This window comes from Pseudomonas sp., from assembly GCF_049653025.1.
Classification (GTDB): domain Bacteria; phylum Pseudomonadota; class Gammaproteobacteria; order Pseudomonadales; family Pseudomonadaceae; genus Aquipseudomonas.
On record NZ_JBASFM010000008.1, the window covers coordinates 1 to 24,962 of the forward strand.

The window sequence follows — 24,962 nt, forward strand, 5'->3', positions numbered from 1 at the left end:
TCGGATCTGCTGCGCGTCGGCGATACGGCGTTAGAAATGGCCTCGGGCTGCTCATTTACAGCCAGTAAACTCCGCGCCCTCGGCCATTTCTGCCTTGTCTCGCTCTAGCTCGCGAGATCCGAAACAGCTTCTAAAGCGTGAGTGTTTAGACGAACTGCGCGGCGGCGTAGCCCGAAGCCCAGGCCCACTGGAAGTTGAAGCCGCCTAGGTGGCCGGTGACATCCAGCACTTCGCCGACAAAATACAGCCCCGGCGATTTCAGCGACTCCATGGTCTTCGATGACACCTCGCGGGTATCCACGCCGCCCAGGGTGACCTCGGCGGTGCGGTAACCCTCGGTACCGGCCGGTACCAGCTGCCAGTCACCGAGCTGCTCGGCAATCGCCTTGAGTTCGGCGTGGGTGTACTGCTTCATCGGTTTGGAGGCGAACCAGTTGTCCGCCAGCAGCCCGGCCATCTTCTTGGTGAACAGCTCGGCGAGCAGGGTTTTCAGCTCGCTGTTGGGCCGCTCGCGCTGCTGCTCGGCCAGCCACTCAGGTAGGTCGATATGCGGCAGCAGGTTGATGCTGATGGCATCCCCGGGTTGCCAGAATGAGGAAATCTGCAGAATCGCCGGGCCGCTTAAGCCGCGGTGGGTAAACAGAATGTTTTCCTTGAAGCTCTGCCCGTTGCAGCTCACCAGGCAGTCCTCCACCGAGGTGCCAGACAGCTCGGTGCACAGCGCCTTGAGCTGCGGGTCGGTGATGGTGAACGGCACCAGACCGGCGCGGGTCGGCAGCAGCTCGTGGCCGAACTGCCTGGCCACCTGATAACCGAAGCCGGTGGCACCCAGGGTCGGAATCGACAGGCCACCGGTGGCGATCACCAGCGACTCGCAGCGCAGCATGCCGGCGCTGGTCTGCAGCTGGTAGCCGCTGTCCAGCTTGGCGATCTCACTGACCGAGGTGTCCAGGTGCAGGTCGACGCCGGCTTCGTCGCACTCGCTGAGCAGCAGGCCGAGGATGTCGCTGGCCTTGTTGTCGCAGAACAGCTGGCCGAGTTTCTTCTCGTGGTACGCCACGCCGTGCTTGGCCACCAGGCCGATAAAGTCCCACTGGGTGTAGCGCGCCAGGGCGGATTTGCAGAAATGCGGGTTGTGCGAGAGAAAATTGCCCGGCTCGCAGTACATATTGGTGAAGTTGCAGCGGCCGCCCCCGGACATCAGAATCTTCTTGCCGGCCTTGTTGGCGTGATCCAGCAGCAGCACCTGGCGGCCGCGCGCGGCGGCCGTCAAGGCGCACATAAGCCCGGCGGCACCGGCTCCGATAATCACGACTTGGGGGGTAAGCACGAACTCATTCCTCGACACGACCCGCGCCGAAACCCCGGCGCAAAACAGCGCGCATCTTAACTGCAAGTTGTCGAGTGCGCTTGAGGGCTGGACGTGAGGTCGTAAGCCATTACCTGCATGCCGATCTCAAGCATGTCGGTGTTGAATGGGATTTCGCCACAGGTATGGAAACCGAATCGTGAGTAGAAGGCTTGTGCAGTGCGATTGCTCTTTAGAACATCCAGCCACAGCAGGTGATGTTGTCGTACTGATGCACGCTCGCAGACAACCCTCAGTAACTGCTTGCCATAGTCTTTGCCGGTCGCGGACTTGAGCAGGTAGATCTTCTGCAGTTCTACGCCAACTTTATTGCCCAACGGCATGGGGCTATTCCAGTTGAGTTTGGCAAAACCCAGAGTGTCGCCGGCCACGTCCTCGGCCAGCAGCCATAGATGCTGGTCTGTAGCCGCGAGCGAGCGGGCCAGGTTCTCGCTTGAGAAGTCGTCGGAAAGAAAGCGCTGCATCCCTGCGGGTGTCCAGACTTCACTGAAATGCTCACGGTAGGTATCGCAGCCGATACGCTGCAAAGTCTCTAGATCAGCATGGTTGGCATCGCGAACGTGTATGGGCTGGTGTTGCGTCATGCGACAGAACTCCTTTTTTGCCGTAATGAAGATTTGTGGGCACAGGATAGCTTTGGGTGTGTTTGTGGTGATTTACGTACTGTTAAAAATCTCTGGGGTGGCTAGGCTTAGGCCTCTGCTTTTTTGGACAGTTTCGATGACTGGATTGCGTACCTGCTTGCTGTCGCTGGTGCTGCTACCGCTGTATGGCGTCGCTGCTGAAACCTTGCGCTTGGTGGCCGACCCCTGGCCGCCGTTCAATGATCAGGCGTTGCTCAACAACGGTGTGGCCTCGGACCTGGTCAGCACCGCGCTATCACGCGCCGGCTACTCCAGCACCTACGCGCAGGTGCCGTGGGAGCGCGCGGTGCGTGGCTTGCAGCAGGACATTTATGATGTGCTGATCAACGCCTGGTACACCGACGAGCGAGCCACCTTTGGCCATTACTCCCAGCCTTACCTGGTCAACCGCATCCGCTTTCTGCAGCGCAAGGGCAGCCAGATCAGCTTCAAGCAGTTACCCGACCTGTACCCCTACAGCATCGCCGTGGTGCGCGGTTATGCCTATTCCAGCGAGTTCGACCAGGACACCCGGCTGACCAAGGTCGGAGTCGTCGGCTTTGCCATGGGCGCACGCATGCTGCATGCCCGACGGGTGCAACTGACGCTGGAGGATGAGCTGGTCGCGCGCTTTCACCTGAGCCGCGAGCTGGCCAGCATTCGTGATCAGCTGGAGTTTCTGCCGCAGCCGCTAAGCGAGAACGGCCTGCATATTCTGGTCAGCCGCAACCACCCGCAGCATCAGCAGATTGCCGATGCGTTCAACAAGGCGATCGAGGCGATGCGCGCCGACGGCAGCTATGCGCAGATCTTTCAGCGTCACGGCCTGTAACCGGTTGCTGCCAGCCGCTGGCGGCTATCACTGACGTACATTTTCAAAACGCTTGCGGTACGCACTGGGGGTCAGCCCCACCCGTTGTTTGAACAGCCGCCGGAAGGAGTTGCCGTCGTCATAGCCCACCTGCAGGGTGATCTGCTCAAAGGCTTGCTGGCTGCTTTCCAAGAGGAACTTGGCCCGCTCGATGCGCAGGTTCTGCAAATACTCAATCGGCGTTTGCTCGGTGGCGGCTTTGAAGCGGCGAATAAAGTTGCGCATGCTCAAGCAGGATTCCTCAGCCACCTGCTCCATGACGATGCTCTGCGCCAGGCGTTGCTCCAGCCAGACCTGAATCTTGAGAATCTCGGCGTCGGTATGGTTCTTCTTGAAGGTGGTGCTCGCGTAGGGCGTTTGGCTGCGCACAGCCACATCGACCAGCAGTTTCTTCGCGCACTCGGCGGCCAGTTGCGGCGAGGAAAATTTGCGGATCAGATGCAGCAGCAGGTCGCTGCCACTGGTGGAGCCCCCTGAGCACAGAACTTGTCCGTCATCGGTCACGGTGCGCTCGGCTTGCAGTTTCACCTTGGGGAAGCGCTGCGCAAACTGCTCGCTGAATAACCAGTGCGTGGTGGCGCAGCGCCCATCCAGCAGCCCGGCCTGGGCGGTGACAAACGCGCCGGTGCACATGTTGGCGATATAGCTGCCTTGCTGGTGCTGCAGTTGCAGCCATTCGACCATTCTGCCCAGACCAGGCAGCACGCCGAGGATGTTGAACATAAAGCCCGGCACGACAACCAGCTGCGGGTTGTGCACCTGATCCAAGGCTTTGTCCGGGGTCAGTGTCAGGCCGCCGGTGCAGGCCACGCTGTGGCCATCGATCGAGGCGGTTTCCAGAGTGAACAGCGGTACATTGCCTGGCTCATTGCGAGCGCTTTTCTGGGTCGCATAGTGGTGCAGGACATTGGCGGTTGCGAAGAACTCCAGGGTGGCGGCCACGCTGGTGGAGGAGCAGTGATCGGCCATCAGGACGGTGACGTGCATGGCGATTCTCCGGTCTGTGCGCGGTGTGTTGGTAAAAATCGCATGTTATATGTCATTTCTGCCGATAGAGGCAGTCGCGCGTTCTCCCTAGTCTGTGTTTATCAGCTTCGATCATCGATAACACAGGGATTTCCAGCATGAAGAACACGGCATACCGGCTGTTCAAGAAGCCTTTTTTCGGCCGCTTTATCCGGCCCTGGCGCTGGCCGGAAAACGTTGAGCAGAGTCAGTGGCAGCGCCTGAGTGTCGACAGCCAATCGGGGGCGCGTATCTCGGCGTTGCTGGCTGCGGCGCACACCTCGCAGGTCAAGGGGGCGGTATTGCTGGCGCACCCTATGGGCGTGGCGGCCAAGGGCTTTTGGATAAAGTACGGGCACGCCGAGCTGCTGCGCCAGGCGGGCTACCATGTGATGCTGTTCGACTTGAACGGCTTCGGCGAAAGCACCTCGACCAGCATGGATTACCCCCTGGATGTGCTCGCCGCCGGTCGTGCCTTGCAGGCGCAATATCCCGACTTACCGGTGGCGGTGCTCGGCGCGTCCATGGGCGCGGCCATGAGCCTGTGCGCCCTGGCGCAGCCTGATCATCCGTTCAAGGCGGCAGTACTGGAGTCGGCCTTCCCGACCCTGCTGCACTTCTGGTCGCGTTACCCCATTCCCAAGCTGGGCATCCAGCTGTCCAAACTGCTGTATCCCGCCGGCGAGCGTAGCTTGCGCCCCATCTATGCCGCGCAGCGTTTGGTTGGCAGTCCCGAACTATTGCTGATCTACGGCGAGGCCGACGAGTTCACCCCGGTCAAGGACGGCAAGTTGCTATTGCAGGCCCTGCAGGGCAAAGCCGCCACGGAGTTCTGGCAGGTCCCGGGAGCCGAACACACCCATGCCTATGCCGCACAGCCACAGGACTATGCGCAGCGCGTGGTCGGCTTCTTGGATAAGCATCTGCTGGCACACCGCTTGGCGTCTTGATGCTGGCGGGGCTACTGCCAGCAGTTGCGCCCGCGGCCCTGGTGCTTGGCCTGGTAGAGGCGCATGTCGGCCTGGTGCAGCAGGCTTTCCAGGTCATCCGGTGCGCCATGGTAGATGCCGGCGCTGAAGCACAGTGGCGGTGCGCCGATGGCGTATTTCAGGCCGGCGCAATGAGTGCGCAACTGGTCGAGGGTGTCGCTTAGGGTCGCGGCATCTTGCTGGCTGACCATGGCGAACTCCTCGCCGCCCAGGCGGCCGAGCAGGGCGTCGGGAAAGGCGGCAGAAAACGCCCGGGAGAAGGCGATCAACGCCGCGTCACCGCTGGCGTGGCCGTGTTCGTCGTTGATGCGTTTGAAAAAATCCAGGTCGAGCATCGCCACGCTGAGGTCGCGGCCGCCGGCGCGCGCCTGCTGGAACAACTGTTGGCCGTGTTCGTAGAAGGCTCGGCGGTTGTTCAGGCCGGTGAGGGCATCGAATTGCGCCGCCTGTTTCAGCGCGCGCAGCAGGTCGCGGCGTTCCAGTGTCGACATCACCCGGCAGTTGAGCTCTTCCGAGCAGAACGGTTTGCGCAGGAAGTCATCGGCCCCGTGCTTGATAAATTTGGCGCTGAGCGAACCCTTGGTGTCGGCGGACAGGCCGAGAATGATCAGCTCGTGGCGCTTCATCTTCTGCCGTAGCAGCTTGACCAGGTCGAAACCGCTGAGCCCCGGCATGCTGTGGTCGACCACCAGCAGGTCGATGTCTGGCTGTTCCTTGAGGATGCGCAGGGCTTCGTCGCCATCGCAGGCTTCGATGATCTGGTAGCGATGCGGGGTCAGCACGTGGCGGATGTAATGGCGGGTCGCGTCGGAGTCCTCGGCGATGAGGATCTTCACGGCGCTGTTGCTTTCCAGGCGGTGCAGCAGGCGGAAGGCGTACTCGTAGGAGTGCTGGCTTTCCTTGAGCACGTAATCGACCACGCCCTTGAGCAGCATCTGGTCGCGGCGTTGTTCGTTGTAGGTGCCGCTGAGCACGATGCAGGGCAAGCGGTAGGTCATCACCACATCGACGATCTCGCCGTCCGGGGCATCCGGCAGGTTGAGGTCGACGATGGCGGCGAAGAACAGCTCGGCCGAGGTTTCCAGCATCACCTGGGCTTCACCCAGGGACGCGCAGAAGATCGGCTGGAACGCGCTTTCCTTGCGGAACAGGTGCTCAAGGATTTTCAGCACCAGGGGGCTGTCTTCGACCACCAGAATATTGCGCACGGGGCGTTCCTCTGCCGCGGGCCGCGTCACTGCGGCCGTCTGTTTGCCTGCTGCAACTATAGGGCGCGTATGCGCAGCGAGCGGCCCTTGATCTTGCCGTCGGTCAGGCACTTGAGCGCCTGCATGGCGACGACGCGCTCAACGGCCACATAGGCCTGGAAGTCGAAGATGGCGATCTTGCCAACCTGCGCGCCAGGGATGCCGGCCTCGCCAGTCAGGGCACCGAGGATATCGCCGGGGCGCAGCTTGTCCTTGCGCCCAGCGCCGATGCACAACGTAGTCATTGGCGGCTGTAACGGCGCGCCGCCCTGGTGTTTCAGGCTGCTCAGCGGGTGCCAGTTGAGCGGCACCCTTTGCAGGGTCTCGATGGCCTGGGCGCGATGGCCTTCGGCTGGGGCCACCAGGCTCATGGCCAGGCCCTTTTCGCCGGCACGACCGGTACGGCCGACGCGGTGAATGTGAATTTCCGAGTCGCGCGCCAGTTCGACGTTGATCACCATGTCCAGCGCATCGATATCCAGGCCGCGCGCGGCCACATCGGTGGCCACCAGTACCGACAAGCTGCGGTTGGCAAACATCGCCAGCACCTGGTCACGGTCGCGTTGCTCCAAGTCGCCATGCAGCGCGGCAGCCGAGATGCCTTTGGCGGTCAGGTGATCGACCACTTCCTGGCACTGCTGCTTGGTAAAGCAGAAGGCCACGCAGGATTGCGGGCGGTAGCTGTTGAGCAGCTTGACCACGGCGTCCATGCGCTCTTCCGGGGCGATCTCGTAGAAGCGCTGTTCGATCTGCGTATCGTCGTGCAGGGCGTCAGCCTTGACCTGCTGCGGGTTGCGCATAAAGGTCGCGGACAGTTGCTTGATGCCGCTCGGGTAGGTGGCCGAGAACAGCAGGGTCTGCCGGCGTGTCGGGGTCTGCCCGATGATGTCGGCGATGCTGTCGTAGAAGCCCATGTCGAGCATGCGGTCGGCTTCGTCGAGCACCAGGGTGTTGAGGCCGTCGAGCTTCAGCGTGCCCTTGCTCAGATGCTGCTGGATGCGCCCCGGGGTGCCGACGATGATCTGCGCGCCATGCTCCAGCGAGCCGATCTGCGGGCCAAACGGCACGCCGCCGCACAGGGTAAGGATCTTGATGTTGTCGGCGGAGCGCGCCAGGCGGCGCAGTTCCTTGGCCACCTGGTCGGCCAGCTCGCGGGTCGGGCAGATCACCAGCGCCTGACAACCGAAGAAACGCGGATTGAGCGGGTTAAGCAGGCCGATGCCGAAGGCGGCAGTCTTGCCGCTGCCGGTCTTGGCCTGGGCAATCAGGTCCATGCCCTTGAGCATTACCGGCAGGCTCTGCGCCTGAATCGGGGTCATCTCGGTGTAACCGAGGGACTCGAGGTTCGCCAGCATGGCGGCGGAAAGCGGCAGAGAAGAAAACGCGGTGTTGGTCACGGTACAGGCCTGCTAAACGAAATGGCGTGCAGTGTAACAGGCTGCGCTTGCTGGCCTGACGTTAACAGGCAGCCGGTCGTGTGCCGGCGCGGCTTAGAACCTTATTTACGATCTCGCGAGCTAGAGCCATGCAAGGCGCTACGTTAGTAACAGCCTTCGGCTGGTCAAAGCGGCGAGGAAGCGGAGTTTACTGGTGTAAATGAGCATTACTCGTTTCACTCGCCCTTCGGGTCGCGCTAAAGCGCGTTAGCCACAAGTGGCTTGCCGAGCCTGTTTTTAACGCAGCAGGGCCGACGCGCAGCAGATCGTAAAAAGGTTCTAGAACAGATCGATGGGGTCGACGTCCAGCGACCAACGCACCGCGCGGCCGCTGGGCATCTGCTCCAGGGCCTGCATCCACGTATTGAGCAGGCGATGCAACGGCGCGCGGGCATTGGCCTGCACCAGCAACTGGGCGCGATAGCGGCCGGCGCGGCGCTCCATCGGTGCGGGCACCGGGCCGAGCAGTTCGATGCCGTTGAGTTTCAGCTCGTTCAATAGCAGCTCGGCTTCCGTGCAGGCGTCGTCGAGAAAGCCTTCGGCCTGGCCCGGCTTGTGCGCCTCTGCGCGCAGCAGGGCGAGGTGGCAGAACGGCGGCAGGCCGGCGCTGCGCCGTTCACTGAGGGCCTGTTCGGCGAAGGCGAAGTAGCCCTGCTCGGTCAGTTGCACCAATAAAGGATGGTCGGCCAGGTGGCTCTGGATGATCACCTTGCCCGGCTCTTCGGCGCGCCCGGCGCGGCCGGCAACCTGCACAATCAGCTGGGCCATGCGCTCGCTGGCGCGGAAATCCGCGGAGAACAGGCCGCCATCGGCATCCAGAATCGCCACCAGGGTCACGCGTGGGAAGTGGTGACCCTTGGCGAGCATCTGTGTGCCGACCAGGATGCACGGCTCGCCGCGCTGCACGGTGTTGAACAGGGTGGTCATGGCGTCCTTGCGCGAGGTGCTGTCGCGGTCCACACGCAGCACCGGCACCTTGGGAAAGAGAATCTCCAGGCGTTCCTCGGCGCGCTCGGTGCCGGCACCCACCGGGCGCAAGTCGACGTTGTTGCACTTGGGGCAGTTGCTCGGCTGGCGCTCGACGTGCCCGCAGTGGTGGCAGCGCAGCTCGCGCGAGCGCTGGTGCACGGTCATGCGCGCGTCGCAACGCGGGCATTCCGACAGCCAGCCGCAGTCGTGGCAGAGCAGGGTCGGGGCGAAGCCGCGGCGGTTGAGAAACACCAGCACCTGCTGGCCCGCTTCCAAGGTTTGCGCAATAGCCTGCTGCATCGGGCCGGAGATGCCGGAATCCAGCGGCCGGCTTTTTACATCCAGGCGCAGGAAGCGCGGCTGCTTGGCCCCGCCGGCACGCTCGCGCAGGTGCAGCAGGGCGTAACGGCCGTTGTGGGCGTTGTGCAGGCTTTCCAGCGAGGGCGTGGCCGAACCGAGCACAATCGGAATGCTTTCCTGATGCGCACGCACCACGGCGAGGTCGCGTGCGTGGTAGCGCAGGCCTTCCTGCTGTTTATAGGAGGCGTCGTGTTCTTCATCGATGATGATCAGCCCCGGCCGCTGCATCGGGGTGAACAGCGCCGAGCGGGTGCCGATGATGATGTCGGCCTCGCCATCGCGCGCCGCCAGCCAGGCGTCCAGGCGTTCGCGATCATTCACCGCCGAGTGCAGCAGGGCGATGCGTGCATTAAAGCGCTGCTCGAAGCGCGCCAGGGTCTGCGGACCGAGGTTGATCTCCGGAATCAGCACCAGGGCCTGCTTGCCGGCCTCCAGGGTTTCGCGGATCAGCTGCAGGTACACCTCGGTCTTGCCGCTGCCGGTGACGCCTGCGAGGAGAAAGGCGTTGAAGCTGCCGAAACCCGAGCGGATGGCCTCGGCGGCGGCGCGTTGTTCGGTATTCAGCGGCAGTTCCGGCTGGGCCAGCCAGTTCAGGTGGCGCTCGCTCGGTGCGTGGCGGCGGACTTCGACCCTGACCAGGCCCTTTTCCAGCAGCAGGTCGAGGCTGTCCTTGTTCAGCTGCAGCTTGCTCAGCAGCTGATGGGCGACGCCATGCGGGTGCTGGGCGAGGGTTTGCAGAGCGTCACGCTGGCGCGGCGCACGGCTCAGGCGCGGATCGTCCAGCTGCGCGCCGCCTGCGACCGACCAGAAGCGTTCCTGCCGCGCTTCGGCCGGCTCACCCTGGCGCAGCAGCACCGGCAGTGCCCAGCTGAGGGTGTCGCCGAGGCTGTGCTGGTAATACTGCGCGGTCCACAGGCACAGCTTGAGCAGCGCGGGTGGCAGCGGCGATTGGGCGTCAAGCAGTTGCAGGGCGGGCTTGAGCTTGTCTGCCGGCACTTCGCTGTGATCGGTCACCTCGATCAGGATGCCGATCATTTCGCGCCGGCCAAACGGCACGCGCAGCCGCGCACCCGGCTGCAAGGCGCTGCGCGGCACACCGGGCGGGGCACGGTAGTCGAACAGGCGGCGCAGCGGCGAGGGCAGGGCGAGGCGCAGAATGGCGTCGGGCACGCAAAGGCTCCAGCTGGAAGGGCGCGATCTTACCACGGGCTTAGACGACGGCCGGCGCGCAGCGTGGCTTGCGTAGCTGCGATGCTCTGGTATTATCGCCGGCCTAATTCCGTGCGGTACCTGACAATAGTGTCCGGTGGCGGCACGCTAGACCTGAGGAATCACCATGAAAGCCGATATCCACCCGAACTATGTCGCCATCACCTGCACCTGCAGCTGCGGCAACGTGATCGAAACTCGCTCCACCATGGCCAAGCCGCTGAGCCTGGACGTGTGCAACGAGTGCCACCCGTTCTACACCGGCAAGCAGAAAATGCTGGATACCGGCGGCCGTGTTGATCGCTTCAAGCAGCGTTTCGGCATGTTCGGCGCCAAGCAGTAAGCTTGCGCGCAGCGACGGAGACCCGCATGGGTTACCCCGCGCTACTGAAAAAGGCGTCCCTGGTGGGCGCCTTTTTCGTTTTCGGCTTTTATTTCAACACCGCGCAGGCGTTCTGCCCTGCGCCGGGCAAGCTACCCAGCGTCAAGGTGCAGCGTGTGGTCGACGGCGACACCTTGCGCCTAGTCGATGGCCGCAATGTGCGCCTGATTGGGCTGAACAGCCCGGAAATGGGCCGTCAGGGCGGCAGCGCCGAGCCCTTTGCCGAGGCCGCGCGTAAACGCTTGCAGGCGCTGGTGAAGGCCAATGGCGAGCGGGTCAGCCTGCAAGCTGGACAGCAGGCCAAGGACCATTACGGCCGTACCCTGGCACATGCCTATGACAGCCGCGGGCGCAATCTAGAAGCACAGCTGCTGGCTGAAGGGCTCGGCTACCAGGTCGCCGTCGCGCCCAATCTGGCGCTGGTCGCCTGTCAGCAGGTCGCCGAGCGCAGTGCTCGCGAGGCGCGCAGCGGCGTATGGCAGCGCTCGCCGGTAAAAACCCCACAGCAGCTGCGCAGCGGCGGCTTTGCCCTGATCCAGGGACGCGTCGCCCAGGTTGAGCGCAATCGCGGCGGCATCTGGCTGGAAATGGACGGTGGCTTGGTGCTGCAGGTTGCCACGCGCGCGCTGGCGGGCTTCGACCAGCGTCAGTTGCAGGGCCTCGCCGGACGCACAGTTGAGGCGCGCGGCTGGGTGATTGATCGCGCTCAGCGCGGTAGTGTGAAACCGGGGCAGGCACGCTGGATGCTGCCACTGACCGATAAAGCCATGTTGGAGGTGCTGCCGTGAGTCTGCGTGTGTTGATGCTGCTCTTGCTGCTGGGCCAGTTGGCCGGCTGCGCGGTCAACCCGGCGACTGGGCGCAACAACTTCGTGATGATGAGCGAACAGCAGGAGCTGGACCTCGGCCGACGCTACAACCAGCAAATTCTCAAGGAAAACCCGCGTTACGCCGACGAGAAGCTGCAGGCCTATGTGCAGCAGGTCGGTGAACGGGTGGCGAAGAACAGCCACCGCAGCCAGCTTACCTACACCTTCACCGTGGTCGACAGTCCGGACATCAACGCCTTCGCCTTGCCGGGCGGTTACATCTATATCCACCGCGGGTTGCTGGTGTACCTCAGTTCGGAGGCCGAGCTGGCAGCGGTGCTGGGCCATGAGGTCGGTCACGTCACCGCGCGGCACAGTGTGCAGCAGCAGAGCCAGTCGAGTGCCTGGAATATTCTCGGCCAGGCGGTGGCGCTGGGTACCGGGGTCGGTGCAGCGGCGGATATCACCAATGTGCTCGGCGGCGCGGTGGTGAGCGGTTATGGCCGTGACATGGAGCTGGAGGCCGATGGCCTTGGTGCGCAGTACCTGGCACGTAGCGGCTATGACCCGCAGGCGATGATCGAAGTGGTCAAGGTGCTGAAGAACCAGGAAGACTTTGCCCGCGACCAGGCGGCCGCAGAGGGCGAGGCGCAGCCGGCTGGCGGTTATCACGGCCTGTTTGATACCCACCCGGACAATGACCGCCGTTTGCAGCAGGTCATCGGCCCGGCGCGTGCGCTGGCGACCGGGCAGCAGGAGGTCAACCGCGAGGCCTTCCTCAAACGCCTTGAGGGTGTGCCGTTTGGCGACTCGGCCGACACCGGCGTCAGGCGCGGTCAGCATTTCTACCATGCACCGCTGGGCTTCGCCCTGAGCGTTCCCGGGGGCTGGGGCATGCTCAATCGGCCCGACGCGTTGATTGCCCACAGTGCCGATCAGCAGGCCTTTGTCGCCATGAGCCTGGAGCCGAATCCGCAGCAGTTGCGGCCTGAAGAACTGCTCCATCAGCGTGTTCGCGGGCAGCGTCTAGTGGCCGGCGTCGAGCTGCAGCAAGCCGGTTTGCAGGGTTACAGCGCGGTGCTGGCCGGCAACTCGCCCAAGCGCCTGGCGGTGGTGCAGCAAGGCGAGCGGACCTATCTGTTCGTCGGTGTGGTGCGCGGGCAAACGTCGCTGCAAAGCCAGGACGAGCAGTTTATGCAGGTGATCAAGAGTTTCCGGCCGCTGAGTGCGGCCGAGCGCAAGCAGGCCGAGCCGCTGCGCATCCAGTTGGTCAAAGCAGCGCCTGGCCAAAGCATGGCCGCGCTGGCCAAACACAGTAAATTGCCAGGTGATGCTCAAATGACTCTGCGCCTGCTGAATAACCTCTATCCGACCGGCGAACCGCGCCCCGGTGATTGGCTGAAAGTCGTGCGCTAGGCGGTCGTGCTTATCCAGACCAGGCAGTCTTGTGCAGCTGTATACAACTTGCGTATCCTCGCCGCCTGCCTGTTCAACAGCCCAAAGCGGAAATGCCAACATGTCTGATTTGAAAACAGCCGCTCTCGAATATCACGCCTATCCCCGTCCGGGTAAGCTGAGTGTCGAGCTAACCAAGCCCACCGCCACCGCACGCGATCTGTCCCTGGCCTACAGTCCTGGCGTCGCTGAGCCTGTGCGTGAAATCGCGCGTGATCCGGAGTTGGCGTACCGCTACACCGGCAAGGGCAACCTGGTGGCAGTCATTTCCGACGGTACCGCGATTCTCGGTCTGGGCGACCTCGGCCCACTGGCCTCCAAGCCGGTGATGGAAGGCAAGGGCGTGCTGTTCAAGCGCTTCGCCGGCATCGACGTATTTGACATCGAAGTCGAGTCCGAGAGCCCACAGGCCTTTATCGACACCGTGCGCCGTATCTCCATCACCTTCGGCGGCATCAATCTGGAAGACATCAAGGCACCCGAGTGCTTCGAGATCGAACGCACGCTGATCGAGCAGTGCGACATTCCGGTATTCCACGATGACCAGCACGGCACCGCCATCGTGACGGCGGCCGGTATGCTCAACGCCCTGGAAATCGCTGGCAAGACTCTGGAGCAAGCCAAGATCGTCTGCCTGGGCGCTGGCGCTGCCGCGATCTCCTGCATGAAGTTGCTGGTGAGCATGGGTGCCAAGGTCGAGAACATCTTTATGATCGATCGCAAAGGCGTGATCCACGCTGGCCGCGACGACCTGAATCAGTACAAGGCGGTGTTCGCCAGCGAAACCGACAAGCGCACCCTGGCCGATGCCCTGGATGGTGCGGACGTATTCGTCGGCCTGTCGGGTGCCAACCTGCTGGCGGCTGAAGACCTCAAGCGCATGGCCCCGAGCCCGATCGTGTTCGCCTGCTCCAACCCGGACCCGGAAATCTCGCCCGAGCTGGCTCACGCCACCCGCAACGATGTGATCATGGCCACCGGCCGTTCGGACTACCCGAACCAGGTCAACAACGTGCTCGGCTTCCCGTTCATCTTCCGTGGTGCCCTGGACGTTCGCGCCACCCGCATCAACGAAGAGATGAAGATTGCCGCCGCCCTGGCCCTGCGTGAACTGGCCAAGCTGCCGGTACCGCAGGAAGTCTGCGAGGCCTACGGTGGCATCGCCCTGTCGTTCGGCCGCGAGTACATCATTCCGAAGCCGATGGACCCGCGTCTGATCACCGTGGTCTGCGATGCAGTGGCCAAGGCCGCCATCGAAAGCGGCGTAGCCACCCTGCCGTATCCGAAGCACTACCCGCTGCAGTCGGTTAACGACGTGTTCAACGGCTAAGCCTTCGCCCAATAAAAAACCCGCTTCGGCGGGTTTTTTATTGGCTGCGTTTTAACCGTGTTAGTGGGATCTAGAACAGGTCGATGGGCGCGGCTTCATCAGCAGGCAATGGGCTGCCAGGGATGCCCATGCCGGGCTCCAGTTCGCTCATCGGTGGCGGCGAGTCTTCGCTTTTGAACAGCTCGAAGTAGGCATCTGGCGTATCGGGCGTAGCGGCGCGGCCACTGAGAGGGTCGATGCGCAGGGTCAGCAGGCCTTCCGGTTCCGCGAGCAGATGGCTGGGCTTGTCTTTCAGCGCCACGGCCATGTAACTCATCCAGATCGGCAGGGCGACGGTGCCGCCGTACTCGTTGCGGCCAAGGCTTTCCGGCTGGTCGAAGCCGGCCCAGACCGTGGTGATGTAGTCGGCGTTGTAGCCGGAGAACCAGCTGTCCTTCGACTCGTTGGTGGTACCGGTCTTGCCCGCCAGGTCATCGCGGCCCAGTGCCATGGCGCGGCGTCCGGTACCGCGCTTGATCACATCCTGCAGCATGCTGGTCATGATGTAAGCCGTGCGGCCATCGATAATCTGTTCGGCCATCACCGGTTCAGCCGGTAGCGGTTGCTCGCCGACGCTGAGTGGCAGCGCGCTGTTTTGCTCGGCGCGCTGTGCAATGCCTTCCGGAGTCTGCGCCGGGCTGGCGTTGAACAGTTGCTTGCCGGTGCGGTCTTCGATTCGCTCAATCAGATACGGCGTGGTCTTGTAGCCACCGTTGGCAAAGGTGCTCCAGCCTTCGGCGATTTCCAGTGGCGTCAGGCTGGCAGTACCCAGCGCGAGTGACAGGTTGGGCGGCAGGTCGTTTTTTTCAAAACCGAAGCGTTCGATATAGCTCAGGGTGCTGTTGATCCCGAGGTCTTGCAGCAGGCGGATCGAGACCAGGTTGCGCGAGCGGTACAGCGCTTCGCGCAGGCGGATCGGGCCGAGGAAGGTGTTGTTGTCGTTCTTCGGTCGCCAGACCTGCGACAGGGCATCGTCGGCAAACACGATGGGTGCGTCGTTGACCAGGGTGGCGGCGGTATAGCCTTTGTCCAGGGCGGCGCTGTAGATGAACGGCTTGAAGCTGGAACCCGGCTGACGCTTGGCTTGAGCGGCGCGGTTGTAGTTGCTTTGCTCGAAGGAGAAGCCGCCGACCAGCGCGCGAATCGCGCCGTTGCGTGGGTCCAGCGACACCAGCGCGCTTTGGGCGGCAGGCAGCTGAACAAAGTGCAGGCTGCCATCGTCCTGGCGTTGCACGCGGATCAAGTCGCCGATCTGGCTGACATCCGCCGGTTGCTGTGGGCGCGGGCCGAGGCTGTTGGTATTAAGAAAGGGGCGTGCCCATTTCATGCTGTCCCAGGCAATCGCCTGTTCTTCGCCATTGCGCATCAGCACGAGAATGCCGCTTTTCTCGACACCGGTAACGATTGCAGGTTCCAGGCCGCCGAGCGAGGTCTGTTTGGCCAGCTCGGCCAGCCAGTTGTCCTTGGTCATGCCTGGCAGGCGGCTTTCCGGGCCGCGATAGCCATGGCGCTGGTCGTAGGCAATCAGGCCTTGGCGCACTGAGGTGTTGGCCGCGAGCTGCAAGTCGCTGGGTACTGTGGTGGTGACATTGAACCCGTCGGTGTAAGCGCCACTGCCATAGAGCCCAACCATTTCGGCGCGGGCCATCTCGGCAATATAGGGGGCCACCAGCTCGGGTGCGGGTACGTGATAACTGGCCTTGATCGGTTCGGCCACCGCTTCGTCATAGCGTTGCTTATCGATACGGCCGAGGCTGTGCATGCGCCCGAGAATCCAGTCGCGGCGCTCCAGCGCGCGGGTTGGATTGACCAGCGGGTTGAAGCGCGAAGGCGCTTTCGGCAGGCCGGCAATCATCGCCATCTGCGAGAGGCTGATGTCACGGATGGACTTGCCGTAGTACACCTGCGCTGCGGCCTCGATGCCGTAGGCGCGATTGCCCAGGTAGATCTTGTTCACGTACAGCTCGAGGATTTCGTCCTTGCTGAGCTCGCGTTCAATCTGCAGGGCCAGGAGTATTTCGTTGATCTTGCGCGAGAAACTTCTCTCGCTGGTGAGGAAGAAGTTCTTCGCCACCTGCATAGTGATGGTGCTGCCGCCGGTTTGGATCTGCCCACTTTTCAATATTTGCGTTGCAGCACGCATCAGGCTGGTCAGGTCGACGCCATAATGGTTGGCAAAATTGTCGTCTTCGGCTGCTAATAATGCGCTGATAAAGTCAGGTGGAATGTCGGCGAAGGCGATTGGCGAACGGCGCATTTCACCAAATTCGGCAATTAGCTTGGCGTCGCTGCTATAGATGCGCAGTGGAATCTGCAGCTGAATGCTGCGCAAAGATTCGACGGATGGAAGGCTGGGGCTAAGATAGAGGAAGGCCCCGCTGAAACTGAGCACCAAGCCACAAAAAGCGGCGAGGCAAGACCAGCAAAAAAAACGCAAAAGATGTATCAAGATTTTTGTATTTCCAGATAAAAGAACGGGTTAAGCGGAACACAAGGTTAAAAGAGAAAAACTGATCACATTATAAGCGGTTTTTTTGCTAGGTAGCCATTTGCGCTTCTGTCAAGACTGTTATTTAATGTGAAAAAACATAAATAGTCCGTAAGTCGCGGATGCCAATAGGAAATCGGTCGTGCTAGGGCTCTTCAATAAGAAAGCGAATACGCTACTCGGGATCGATATCAGTTCGACCTCCGTCAAGCTCCTCGAATTGAGTCGCTCAGGAAGCCGCTACAAAGTAGAGGCTTACGCTGTCGAGCCGCTCCCACCTAACGCTGTGGTTGAGAAAAACATCGCCGAGCTTGAAGGGGTGGGGCAGGCCCTGTCACGCGTTCTGGCCAAGGCCAAAAGCGGCGTCAAGACGGTCGCGGTTGCCGTGGCCGGCTCCGCGGTGATTACCAAGACCATCGAGATGGAAGCTGGGCTTTCAGACGATGAGCTTGAAAATCAGCTGAAGATCGAAGCCGACCAGTACATTCCTTATCCATTGGAAGAAGTGGCAATCGACTTTGAGGTGCAAGGCTCATCCCCGCGCAACGCGGATCGAGTTGAAGTCCTGCTCGCCGCCTGTCGCAAGGAAAACGTTGAAGTCCGCGAGGCCGCTCTGGCACTTGCAGGCCTGACGGCCAAAGTGGTCGATGTTGAAGCCTATGCGCTTGAGCGCGCCTACGGTCTGTTGATTGACCAGCTGGGCGGCGGTCGTGATGAGCTGACCGTGGCGGTCGTTGATATTGGCGCGACCATGACCACGCTGAGCGTCCTGCATAACGGACGCACTATCTATACCCGTGAGCAACTGTTTGGCGGCAAGCAGCTGACTGAAGAAATTCAGCGGCGTTATGGCTTGTCTGTCGAAGAGGCGGGGCTGGCCAAGAAGCAAGGTGGCTTGCCTGACGATTACGACAGCGAAGTATTGCAGCCGTTTAAAGAAGCTGTCGTACAGCAGGTCGCACGCTCTTTACAGTTCTTCTTTGCTGCGGGCCAGTTCAATGATGTCGATTACATCCTGCTGGCCGGCGGAACCGCCTCCATTCCTGACTTGGATCGCTTGATTCAGCAAAAAATTGGCACGCAGACGTTGGTCGCCAACCCATTCGCTGAAATGGCGCTGAGTGGCAAGGTCAACGCAGGGGCGCTCGCCAGCGACGCGCCAGCCTTGATGATTGCCTGTGGTCTGGCGATGAGGAGTTTCGACTAATGGCGCGGATTAACCTACTTCCATGGCGCGAGCAGTTACGTGAGGAGCGCAAGCAGCGTTTCTTGGTGACCCTCGCGGGTGTATTCGTAGTTGCGGCGGGTGCTGTGTTCCTTGGCGATCAGTACTTGAACGGTGCTATAGAACAGCAAGATGCACGCAATGAATTTGTGCGTAAGGAAATTGCGGTTCTGGATGCGCGAATCAAAGAAATCAGTGAGTTGAAGACCCGTCGGCAGCAGCTTCTTGAGCGGATGAAGATTATTCAGGACCTTCAAGGGAATCGACCAATTATTGGGCGCGTGTTCGATCAGTTGGTTAGAACTTTACCAGATGGTGTGCATTTCACTGCCGTTAAAATGACGGCGAAAAATATTGCAATTGTTGGGGCTGCTGAATCTAACAATCGAGTTTCAAATTTGATGCGTAATTTGGATGCGTCGGAGTGGATGATTTCGCCTAATCTGACGGAGGTCAAGTCTGTTACTGCGGGTGCGGTTGATCAGGCAAACGTGTTTCAGCTGAGCGTGCAGCAAACAATGCCTGCGCTTGACGCTGAGGGGGTAAAGCAATGAGCCTGAGTAATGCGTTAGAAAGTTTGCGTAAAGTTGATATAAACGACCTTGATTTTAATAATATTGGCTCTTGGCCGGCAGTTGTTAAGGTTATTGCTGGGTTCTTGCTGTTGGTTGCTGTATTGGCTCTTGGCTACAACTTTCATCTGAAAGATATGCAGGCGCAGCTTGAGGGGAAGCAGATAGAAGAGGGCTCTTTGAAGGAGCAATTTTCGAGAAAAGCTTTTCAGGCGGCAAACTTGGATGCATATAAAGAGCAGATGCAGGAGATGGAGGTTTCTTTCGGGGCGTTACTAAAACAGTTGCCGAGTGATACCGAGGTTCCAGGGCTGCTTGAAGATATTACTCGTACAGGCTTGGGTAGTGGGCTAGAATTTGAGGAGATAAAGTTGCTTCCTGAGGCTGCTCAGCAGTTTTATATAGAACTCCCAATACAGATAAAAGTTGTAGGTAGCTATCACGACCTTGCTACATTTGTTAGCGGGGTCGCGAGCCTTCCTCGAATTGTTACGCTGCATGATTTTGAGTTGCTACCGGACTCTGACAGCTCAACTAAGCTGCGAATGAGTATATTGGCAAAGACTTACCGTTATAATGATAAGGGAGTTCAGTGATGAGGATTCCTTACGCGGCCTGTGTTTTATGTGTGTTGTCCTTGAGTGGTTGTGGGGGCGGGGATTTTTCGGATTTGCAAGCCTATATGGATGAGGTGCGTGCTAGGCCTAAAGGTGAGATTGAGCCGCTGCCAAAGTTTCAGCCGTATGAGAGCTTTGCCTACAGTGCCGCTGCTTTGCGTAGCCCCTTTCAGCCTCCCGTGAAGATAGACATACTCAGTGGTCAAAAGGGGTCTCAAGATATTAAGCCAGATGAGGCTCGTACCAAACAATTTCTTGAAGGCTTCAATATAGAAGTGTTTGAAATGGTAGGTACCTTGGCAAATGACACAGGTTCCTTTGCGCTTGTTAGTGGCGCGGGTGGTGTTCATCGGGTCAGGGTTGGTGATTATCTTGGTAGGAATCATGGGCGAATTCTTGCAATAGATGAGTCTAAGGTCGATGTAATTGAAATCGTTCCAGATGGTGAAGGTGGTTGGCTGGAGCGGCCGCGGAGCCTGTCCCTTAAGGAGCGCTCTTAATCAGAGCGGAGTCGGTTATGAAGAAAAATAAATGGTCTGCTCAATGGAATATGATTATGAAGAGTTCTATTTCTCGCCTTGGCCTCCCGCTATTGGCCGTGTTTCTATCTCCATCGTTGTGGGCCGCGAATTTGCAGGCTCTTGATGTTGTTGCTTTGCCAGGCGATCGTGTTGAGTTGAAACTTACCTTTGATGAGCCTGTGTCTGCGCCGCGTGGATACACTATAGAGCAGCCGGCTCGTATCGCACTTGACTTACCTGGTGTCTCAAATAAGCTCGGCTCAAAGAATCGAGAGCTAGGTGTGGGTAACGCCCGTAGCGTAACCATCGTCGAGGCGAAAGATCGTACGCGACTTATTGTTAATTTGACGAACCTCGCACCATATAATACGCGTGTTGAGGGGAATGACCTTTTTGTGATTGTAGGTGAGGGGGCTTCTAGTGGTGTTGTGACTGCTAGTACTGCATCGGTAGCGGCCCAAGTTGCATCTCTTCCCGCTAAGGCCTACGGTCCGATGGTTAGGGATATCAGTAATATTGATTTTCAGCGTGGGGAGCAGGGCGAGGGTAACGTGGTCATTACTTTGTCTGATGCATCAGTTAGCCCGGATATCCAAGATCAAGGCGGTAAGATTCGTTTGGATTTCTCTAAGACTCAGTTGCCTGAAACGCTTCGGGTAAAGTTGGATGTAAAGGATTTTGCAACGCCTGTGCAGTTCGTTAGCGCTACAGGCACGCCTGATAGCGCTAGTATTATTATTGAGCCTGCCGGGCTTTATGATTATTTGGCGTATCAGACTGACAATAAGCTTACAATTAGTGTTAAACCGTTAACGCAGACTGATGCAGAGAAGCGGAAGGCAGATAGCTTTGCTTATACTGGCGAAAAGCTTTCTCTAAACTTCCAGGATATTGACGTTAGGTCGGTGCTGCAGTTGATTGCGGATTTTACGGATCTTAATTTGGTTGCAAGCGATACTGTTGATGGGAATATTACGCTGCGATTGCAAAATGTCCCTTGGGATCAGGCTCTTGATCTTGTTCTTAAGACTAAAGGGTTGGATAAGCGCAAGGTTGGTAATGTTTTGATGGTGGCACCTGCTGATGAGATAGCTGCCCGTGAGCGTCAGGAAATGGAGGCTCAGAAGCAGGTTTCGGAACTTGCTCCGTTGCGTAAAGATGTTATTCAGCTGAACTATGCCAAGGCCTCAGATATTGCCAAAATATATGAGGATAATGATGCGAAGGGGGTTCTGAAGGACGATATGAGGGGGTCTGTTATTTTTGATGACAGAACTAACACTCTTATTGTGACACTAACGCAGGATCGTATTGATGAGTTGCGTCGTATTGTTACGCAGCTTGACGTTGCTGTTCGGCAAGTTATGATTGAAGCTCGAATAGTTGAGGCTGGTGTAGATTATGATAAAGCCTTGGGCGTGCGCTGGGGTGGGGCGCTTCAGACTGGCGACGGCAAGTGGAACTCTTTTGGGAAAAGTGGAAACATAGGTATAAAAGAGAAGGAGGGTTTCAATTGTGGGCCTTTTGCGGGTAATTGTACTCTTCCGGTAAATCCAGCTGGGTCACCTGTCCCTTTTGTGGATCTTGGCGTACTTAATAGTACAGCTGGGATTGGTATAGGTTTTATCACGGATAATGCTATTTTGGATTTGCAGCTTTCAGCAATGGAAAAAACTGGTAACGGAGAGGTAATCTCCCAGCCTAAAGTAGTGACCTCAGACAAAGAAACCGCCAAAATTCTAAAGGGTACAGAGATTCCTTATCAGGAGGCGAGTTCTAGCGGTGCTACGACTACTTCGTTTAAAGAAGCTGCGCTTTCATTAGAGGTCACGCCTCAAATTACTCCTGATAATCGAGTTATCATGGAGGTCAAAGTGTCCAAGGATTCGCCTGACTTTTCTCGTGTGCTGAATGGTGTGCCGCCGATTAATAAAAATGAGGTGAATGCTAAAGTGCTGGTGAGTGATGGTGAAACTATTGTCCTTGGTGGTGTGTTCTCTAATACTCAAATTAAATCTGTAGATAAAGTTCCATTTTTGGGTGATCTTCCTTACCTAGGTCGAATTTTTAGGCGAGATCTTGTGCAGGACAGTAAGTCCGAGCTCTTGATCTTCCTGACTCCACGCATCATGAATAATCAAGCCGTCGCGGTGAGTCGTTGATTCAGTGCGTAATTTGATTCTCGTAGGCCCGATGGGTGCAGGTAAGAGCACCATCGGGCGTTTGCTTGCTAAAGAGTTGCGGTTGCCGTTCAAGGACTCTGATAAAGAGATTGAGCAGCGCACGGGCGCGGATATTCCCTGGATCTTTGATGTTGAGGGTGAGCAGGGGTTTCGTGAGCGTGAGCAGGCGGTAATTGCAGAGCTTTGCGATGTGGACGGTATGGTGCTGGCTACTGGTGGTGGTGCTGTGATGCGGGCTGAGAATCGTGTCGCGTTGCGCCGTGGTGGCCATGTCGTCTATCTGCATGCTTCGGTTGAGCAACAGGTGGATCGTACTTCGCGTGATCGTAATCGGCCCTTGTTAAGGGCTGCAGATCCGGGAAAGGTCCTTGCGGATCTGCTGGCTATTCGCGATCCGCTGTATCGCGAAATCGCCGATGTCGTTGTAGAGACCGATGAGCGTCCGCCTCGTCTGGTTGTGCAAGAGATTCTTGAGCGTCTTGAGGCGCTTTCTCCCCGTTAAAGCGCAGGCTGAACTGCGCTATCCTAGGCCCCTTTGCAATCTGGGGGCTTTATGCAAACTCTTCATGTCGATCTCGGTGAGCGCAGTTACCCGATTCATATCGGGGCTGAACTGCTTGCGCGCAGTGATTTGCTGACCGCACATATAGTCGGGCGGCAGGTCGCGATAGTGACCAATGAGACGGTGGGCCCCCTTTATTTGGAGGCTCTTGAGCGGACGCTCGGTGGTTATGCGTTGACCTCGGTGGTGCTGCCGGATGGCGAGGCATTCAAAACCTGGGATATCTTGCAGCTGATTTTTGATGGTTTGTTAAGCGCTCGGCATGACCGGAGGACCACGGTGATCGCCTTGGGCGGTGGCGTTATTGGTGATATGGCCGGCTTTGCGGCGGCCTGCTATCAGCGCGGCGTTAACTTTATCCAGATGCCGACCACACTGCTGTCGCAGGTTGATTCGTCGGTAGGGGGCAAGACCGGGATCAATCATCCGCTGGGTAAAAATATGGTCGGTGCCTTTTACCAACCACAAGCCGTGTTGATTGATACGGCGACTCTGGCTACCTTGCCAGCGCGTGAGCTGTCAGCCGGTTTGGCTGAGGTAATCAAGTACGGCCTGATTTGTGACGAGCCGTTCCTGACCTGGCTCGAAGAGAATATGTCGGCACTGCGTGCGCTTGATCAGGCGGCTTTGACTGCTGCGATTGCCCGTTCCTGTGCGGCCAAGGCGCGTGTGGTGGCGGCGGATGAGCGTGAGTCTGGTGTGCGGGCAACCTTGAATCTGGGTCACACCTTTGGCCATGCCATCGAAACGCATATGGGCTACGGTGTCTGGCTGCATGGCGAAGCTGTTGCAGCAGGTACGGTGATGGCGCTGGATATGTCTGAGCGCCTTGGCTGGATCTCGACGGCTGAGCGCGAGCGCGCAGTGCGGCTGTTTCTGGCAGCCGGTCTGCCGGTGGTTCCTCCCCAGGAAATGACTCCTGCGGATTTTATGCAGCACATGGCGGTCGACAAGAAGGTGCTGGATGGCCAGTTGCGCCTGGTGCTGCTGCGCGGTTTGGGTGAGGCAGTGGTAACCAGTGAATTTTCCCGCGAAATTTTGAATGCTACGTTGAGCGCAGATTATGCGGCGCAACTGGCTCAGCTTAAAAATTAACGAGTGTCCCATGACCAGTTTGCATGCTGACGAGGCGTTCCTCGATCACTACCATTTCACTCACGATCCTTTTGCTGCGAGAGTGCCTGGCTTCAAGTTTTTCCCGGCGCAGCGCAAGCCGGTGCTTGGCCAGTTGCACCACCTTGCACGCTATAGCCAGCTGCTGCTGGTCGTAAGTGCCCCGGTGGGCGGCGGCAAGACCTTGCTGCGCCAGGCCTTGGTCGCCAGTACCAATAAGCAGACCGTGCAGAGCGTCGTGGTTTCGGCCAAGGGCGCTTCTGATCCGGCAAGTATCCTGCGTCAGATTGCGCAGGGCTTGCAGGTGCAGCGTGCTGAGCTGCCGGCGGTTCTGGCTCAGGTTGGCCAGTTGGCGCTGACGGGGCAGGAAGTCTATGTGCTAGTCGACGATGCGGAAGATCTTAGTGATGCGGCGCTGACCAGTTTGCTGAGCCTGGCCGTTGGTAATGCAGAAGGTCGTCCGCATGTATTCCTATTTGCGGAGTCGCAGTTGCTCTCGCGGCTTGAGCAGGTTGCTGCTGGCGAGGAGCGCTTTCACGTCATCGAATTGCAGCCTTATAGCGAAGATGAGACGCGTGAATACATGGCGCAACGGCTCGAAGGCGCGGGCCAGGGTATTGAGTTGCTCTCGGACGAGCAGGTTGCCGATATTCATGAGCAGTCCGCGGGCTGGCCGGGCGGCATCAATCAGGTGGCGCGCGAGAGTCTGATCGAGGCAATGTTGGCGCAGCGTAATGCGGCTAATCGCGGCGGTTTCTCTTTCAGCTTGCCGCGTAAGCATCTGCTGGCCCTATGTGTCGTCGCGGTTGGCGTACTGGCAGCCTGGTTTATGCAAGGGCGAGTGGTTGAGGATGTTGAGGCACCAGTGGTTGCTCAGTTGCCGTTTGGTCAGGTACCAGCGCCTGCTGTGGTGACCGAGCCTGTGGTTTCGCCGAGTGGCGCTGCGCCGGCGATCCAGTTTGAAGGTGCGAATCAGCCAGTGCCACTGCCGTTGGTGGGCGAGGCGCAACCGGTGATTCGCGAGCCGTTGGCGCAGGCGGCGGGCTTGAGTGGTGCTGAAGAGGCTGACGTGGCAAGCGGCACCAGTGCCGCTGATGTCGTGGCCGAGGTGAGTCCGGTTGCTCCGGTTGTTTCGGCACCGGCAGCCGTGCCTGCTCCTGAGCCGATCAAGGCTGCACCTCCGGTTGCGCCTGCGGTCAAGCCGGTCGTGGCCGCACCTGTTGCTCCTGCCGTGGTCAAGCCGCAAGCGCCAGCGGTGGCCCCGGTGGCGACTAAGCCGGCAGTTACGGGTGATTGGTATGCGACTCAGGCGGGTGCGCGGTTCACCCTGCAGATTCTGGGCGCTCGCTTGGAAAGTGGCGCGCAAGCCTTTGTGCGTGCCAATGGCGCTGACTACCACTACTTCAAGAAACAGCATCAGGGTAAGCCGCTGTTCGTGGTGACCTACGGCAGTTTTGCCACTCGCGATGCGGCGCAAGCCGCGTTGCGCGCCTTGCCTGCCAAAATTCAGGCGGGTAAGCCCTGGCCGCGTAACTTTGCCGGTATCCAGCAAGAGATTGCCCAGGCTCGCTAACTGTTACACTGCGCCG

The 24,962-nt window shown here is 59.3% G+C and carries 21 protein-coding genes; 14 read left to right on the top strand and 7 right to left on the bottom strand.

From position 1 onward, the window contains the following. Positions 1–145: 145 nt before the first annotated feature. Positions 146–1,330, bottom strand: a complete 1,185-nt coding sequence (locus WBK23_RS07880; RefSeq protein WP_424483431.1) for an NAD(P)/FAD-dependent oxidoreductase — start codon at positions 1,328–1,330, stop codon at positions 146–148. A gap of 56 nt (positions 1,331–1,386) precedes the next feature. Further along, positions 1,387–1,953: an N-acetyltransferase family protein gene (locus tag WBK23_RS07885; protein ID WP_424483432.1), complete on the bottom strand. Its 567-nt coding sequence runs from the start codon at positions 1,951–1,953 to the stop codon at positions 1,387–1,389. A gap of 136 nt (positions 1,954–2,089) precedes the next feature. Between WBK23_RS07885 and WBK23_RS07890 the strand changes: the two genes are divergently transcribed. Beyond that, the gene (locus WBK23_RS07890; RefSeq protein ID WP_424483433.1) at positions 2,090–2,824 is read left to right on the top strand and encodes a substrate-binding periplasmic protein; all 735 of its coding nucleotides are present in this window, start codon (positions 2,090–2,092) and stop codon (positions 2,822–2,824) included. A gap of 27 nt (positions 2,825–2,851) precedes the next feature. On the opposite strand, the gene WBK23_RS07895 is transcribed toward WBK23_RS07890, so the two are convergent. Then, entirely contained in the window at positions 2,852–3,850 is a 999-nt protein-coding gene (locus tag WBK23_RS07895) for a GlxA family transcriptional regulator (protein ID WP_424483434.1), read from the bottom strand. A gap of 137 nt (positions 3,851–3,987) precedes the next feature. Between WBK23_RS07895 and WBK23_RS07900 the strand changes: the two genes are divergently transcribed. Then, complete coding sequence (locus tag WBK23_RS07900; RefSeq protein ID WP_424483435.1) at positions 3,988–4,818, top strand: alpha/beta hydrolase family protein; 831 nt, start codon at positions 3,988–3,990, stop codon at positions 4,816–4,818. 11 nt (positions 4,819–4,829) lie between these two features. Here WBK23_RS07900 and WBK23_RS07905 read toward each other — a convergent pair whose 3' ends face one another. The 3 genes from WBK23_RS07905 to WBK23_RS07915 form a co-directional block, all read right to left on the bottom strand. Beyond that, positions 4,830–6,065: a diguanylate cyclase domain-containing protein gene (locus WBK23_RS07905; RefSeq protein WP_424483436.1), complete on the bottom strand. Its 1,236-nt coding sequence runs from the start codon at positions 6,063–6,065 to the stop codon at positions 4,830–4,832. 56 nt (positions 6,066–6,121) lie between these two features. After that, a complete protein-coding gene (gene dbpA, locus WBK23_RS07910; RefSeq protein WP_424483437.1) occupies positions 6,122–7,501 on the bottom strand; it encodes an ATP-dependent RNA helicase DbpA in 1,380 nt (459 codons plus the stop codon). Between the two features lie 318 nt (positions 7,502–7,819). Further along, a complete protein-coding gene (locus tag WBK23_RS07915; RefSeq protein WP_424483438.1) occupies positions 7,820–10,039 on the bottom strand; it encodes a primosomal protein N' in 2,220 nt (739 codons plus the stop codon). Between the two features lie 166 nt (positions 10,040–10,205). Between WBK23_RS07915 and rpmE the strand changes: the two genes are divergently transcribed. The 4 genes from rpmE to WBK23_RS07935 all read left to right on the top strand — a co-directional run bounded on the left by rpmE (position 10,206) and on the right by WBK23_RS07935 (position 14,053). Then, complete coding sequence (gene rpmE, locus WBK23_RS07920; protein ID WP_424483439.1) at positions 10,206–10,421, top strand: 50S ribosomal protein L31; 216 nt, start codon at positions 10,206–10,208, stop codon at positions 10,419–10,421. Positions 10,422–10,447: 26 nt separating this feature from the next. Next, positions 10,448–11,248, top strand: coding sequence for a thermonuclease family protein (locus tag WBK23_RS07925; protein WP_424483440.1), 801 nt, complete (start codon positions 10,448–10,450; stop codon positions 11,246–11,248). A gap of 14 nt (positions 11,249–11,262) precedes the next feature. Continuing rightward, positions 11,263–12,684 carry a M48 family metalloprotease gene (locus tag WBK23_RS07930; RefSeq protein ID WP_424483644.1) on the top strand — a complete coding sequence of 474 codons (1,422 nt, stop codon included), beginning with the start codon at positions 11,263–11,265 and terminating at the stop codon, positions 12,682–12,684. Between the two features lie 100 nt (positions 12,685–12,784). Continuing rightward, positions 12,785–14,053, top strand: coding sequence for a malic enzyme-like NAD(P)-binding protein (locus WBK23_RS07935; RefSeq protein ID WP_424483441.1), 1,269 nt, complete (start codon positions 12,785–12,787; stop codon positions 14,051–14,053). Between the two features lie 70 nt (positions 14,054–14,123). Here the strand turns inward: WBK23_RS07935 and WBK23_RS07940 are convergent, their stop codons facing one another. After that, the gene (locus WBK23_RS07940; RefSeq protein WP_424483442.1) at positions 14,124–16,541 is read right to left on the bottom strand and encodes a penicillin-binding protein 1A; all 2,418 of its coding nucleotides are present in this window, start codon (positions 16,539–16,541) and stop codon (positions 14,124–14,126) included. A gap of 181 nt (positions 16,542–16,722) precedes the next feature. Here WBK23_RS07940 and WBK23_RS07945 point away from each other — a divergent pair, with 181 nt between their 5' ends. From WBK23_RS07945 to WBK23_RS07980, 8 genes are read left to right on the top strand one after another with little or no spacing between them, the layout of a single operon-like run. Next, positions 16,723–17,787, top strand: coding sequence for a pilus assembly protein PilM (locus WBK23_RS07945; RefSeq protein ID WP_424483443.1), 1,065 nt, complete (start codon positions 16,723–16,725; stop codon positions 17,785–17,787). Next, complete coding sequence (pilN, locus tag WBK23_RS07950; protein WP_424483444.1) at positions 17,787–18,359, top strand: type 4a pilus biogenesis protein PilN; 573 nt, start codon at positions 17,787–17,789, stop codon at positions 18,357–18,359. Before WBK23_RS07945 ends, pilN begins: the two co-directional genes overlap by 1 nt. Beyond that, positions 18,356–18,973 carry a type 4a pilus biogenesis protein PilO gene (pilO, locus tag WBK23_RS07955; protein ID WP_424483445.1) on the top strand — a complete coding sequence of 206 codons (618 nt, stop codon included), beginning with the start codon at positions 18,356–18,358 and terminating at the stop codon, positions 18,971–18,973. Before pilN ends, pilO begins: the two co-directional genes overlap by 4 nt. Further along, a complete protein-coding gene (gene pilP, locus WBK23_RS07960; protein WP_424483446.1) occupies positions 18,973–19,494 on the top strand; it encodes a type 4a pilus biogenesis lipoprotein PilP in 522 nt (173 codons plus the stop codon). The genes pilO and pilP overlap by 1 nt, the downstream gene beginning before the upstream one ends. 56 nt (positions 19,495–19,550) lie before the next feature. Then, positions 19,551–21,677 (top strand): type IV pilus secretin PilQ, encoded by a 2,127-nt coding sequence (gene pilQ / locus WBK23_RS07965; RefSeq protein ID WP_424483645.1) that lies wholly within the window; start codon positions 19,551–19,553, stop codon positions 21,675–21,677. A 4-nt stretch (positions 21,678–21,681) separates the two neighbouring features. Continuing rightward, entirely contained in the window at positions 21,682–22,200 is a 519-nt protein-coding gene (aroK, locus tag WBK23_RS07970; RefSeq protein ID WP_424483447.1) for a shikimate kinase AroK, read from the top strand. 51 nt (positions 22,201–22,251) lie between these two features. Next, a complete protein-coding gene (gene aroB / locus WBK23_RS07975) occupies positions 22,252–23,355 on the top strand; it encodes a 3-dehydroquinate synthase (protein WP_424483448.1) in 1,104 nt (367 codons plus the stop codon). 10 nt (positions 23,356–23,365) lie between these two features. Continuing rightward, positions 23,366–24,946 carry an AAA family ATPase gene (locus WBK23_RS07980; protein WP_424483449.1) on the top strand — a complete coding sequence of 527 codons (1,581 nt, stop codon included), beginning with the start codon at positions 23,366–23,368 and terminating at the stop codon, positions 24,944–24,946. Positions 24,947–24,962: the final 16 nt, after the last annotated feature.

What these genes read in the sequence shown, in the direction of transcription:
- WBK23_RS07885 (WP_424483432.1), bottom strand. Translation starts at nt 1,953, where the DNA reads ATGACGCAACACCAGCCCATACACGTTCGCGATGCCAACCATGCTGAT.
- WBK23_RS07890 (WP_424483433.1), top strand. Translation starts at nt 2,090, where the DNA reads ATGACTGGATTGCGTACCTGCTTGCTGTCGCTGGTGCTGCTACCGCTG.
- WBK23_RS07895 (WP_424483434.1), bottom strand. Translation starts at nt 3,850, where the DNA reads ATGCACGTCACCGTCCTGATGGCCGATCACTGCTCCTCCACCAGCGTG.
- WBK23_RS07900 (WP_424483435.1), top strand. Translation starts at nt 3,988, where the DNA reads ATGAAGAACACGGCATACCGGCTGTTCAAGAAGCCTTTTTTCGGCCGC.
- rpmE (WP_424483439.1), top strand. Translation starts at nt 10,206, where the DNA reads ATGAAAGCCGATATCCACCCGAACTATGTCGCCATCACCTGCACCTGC.
- WBK23_RS07925 (WP_424483440.1), top strand. Translation starts at nt 10,448, where the DNA reads ATGGGTTACCCCGCGCTACTGAAAAAGGCGTCCCTGGTGGGCGCCTTT.
- WBK23_RS07930 (WP_424483644.1), top strand. Translation starts at nt 11,263, where the DNA reads ATGCTGCTCTTGCTGCTGGGCCAGTTGGCCGGCTGCGCGGTCAACCCG.
- WBK23_RS07935 (WP_424483441.1), top strand. Translation starts at nt 12,785, where the DNA reads ATGTCTGATTTGAAAACAGCCGCTCTCGAATATCACGCCTATCCCCGT.
- pilN (WP_424483444.1), top strand. Translation starts at nt 17,787, where the DNA reads ATGGCGCGGATTAACCTACTTCCATGGCGCGAGCAGTTACGTGAGGAG.
- pilO (WP_424483445.1), top strand. Translation starts at nt 18,356, where the DNA reads ATGAGCCTGAGTAATGCGTTAGAAAGTTTGCGTAAAGTTGATATAAAC.
- pilP (WP_424483446.1), top strand. Translation starts at nt 18,973, where the DNA reads ATGAGGATTCCTTACGCGGCCTGTGTTTTATGTGTGTTGTCCTTGAGT.
- pilQ (WP_424483645.1), top strand. Translation starts at nt 19,551, where the DNA reads ATGAAGAGTTCTATTTCTCGCCTTGGCCTCCCGCTATTGGCCGTGTTT.
- aroB (WP_424483448.1), top strand. Translation starts at nt 22,252, where the DNA reads ATGCAAACTCTTCATGTCGATCTCGGTGAGCGCAGTTACCCGATTCAT.
- WBK23_RS07980 (WP_424483449.1), top strand. Translation starts at nt 23,366, where the DNA reads ATGACCAGTTTGCATGCTGACGAGGCGTTCCTCGATCACTACCATTTC.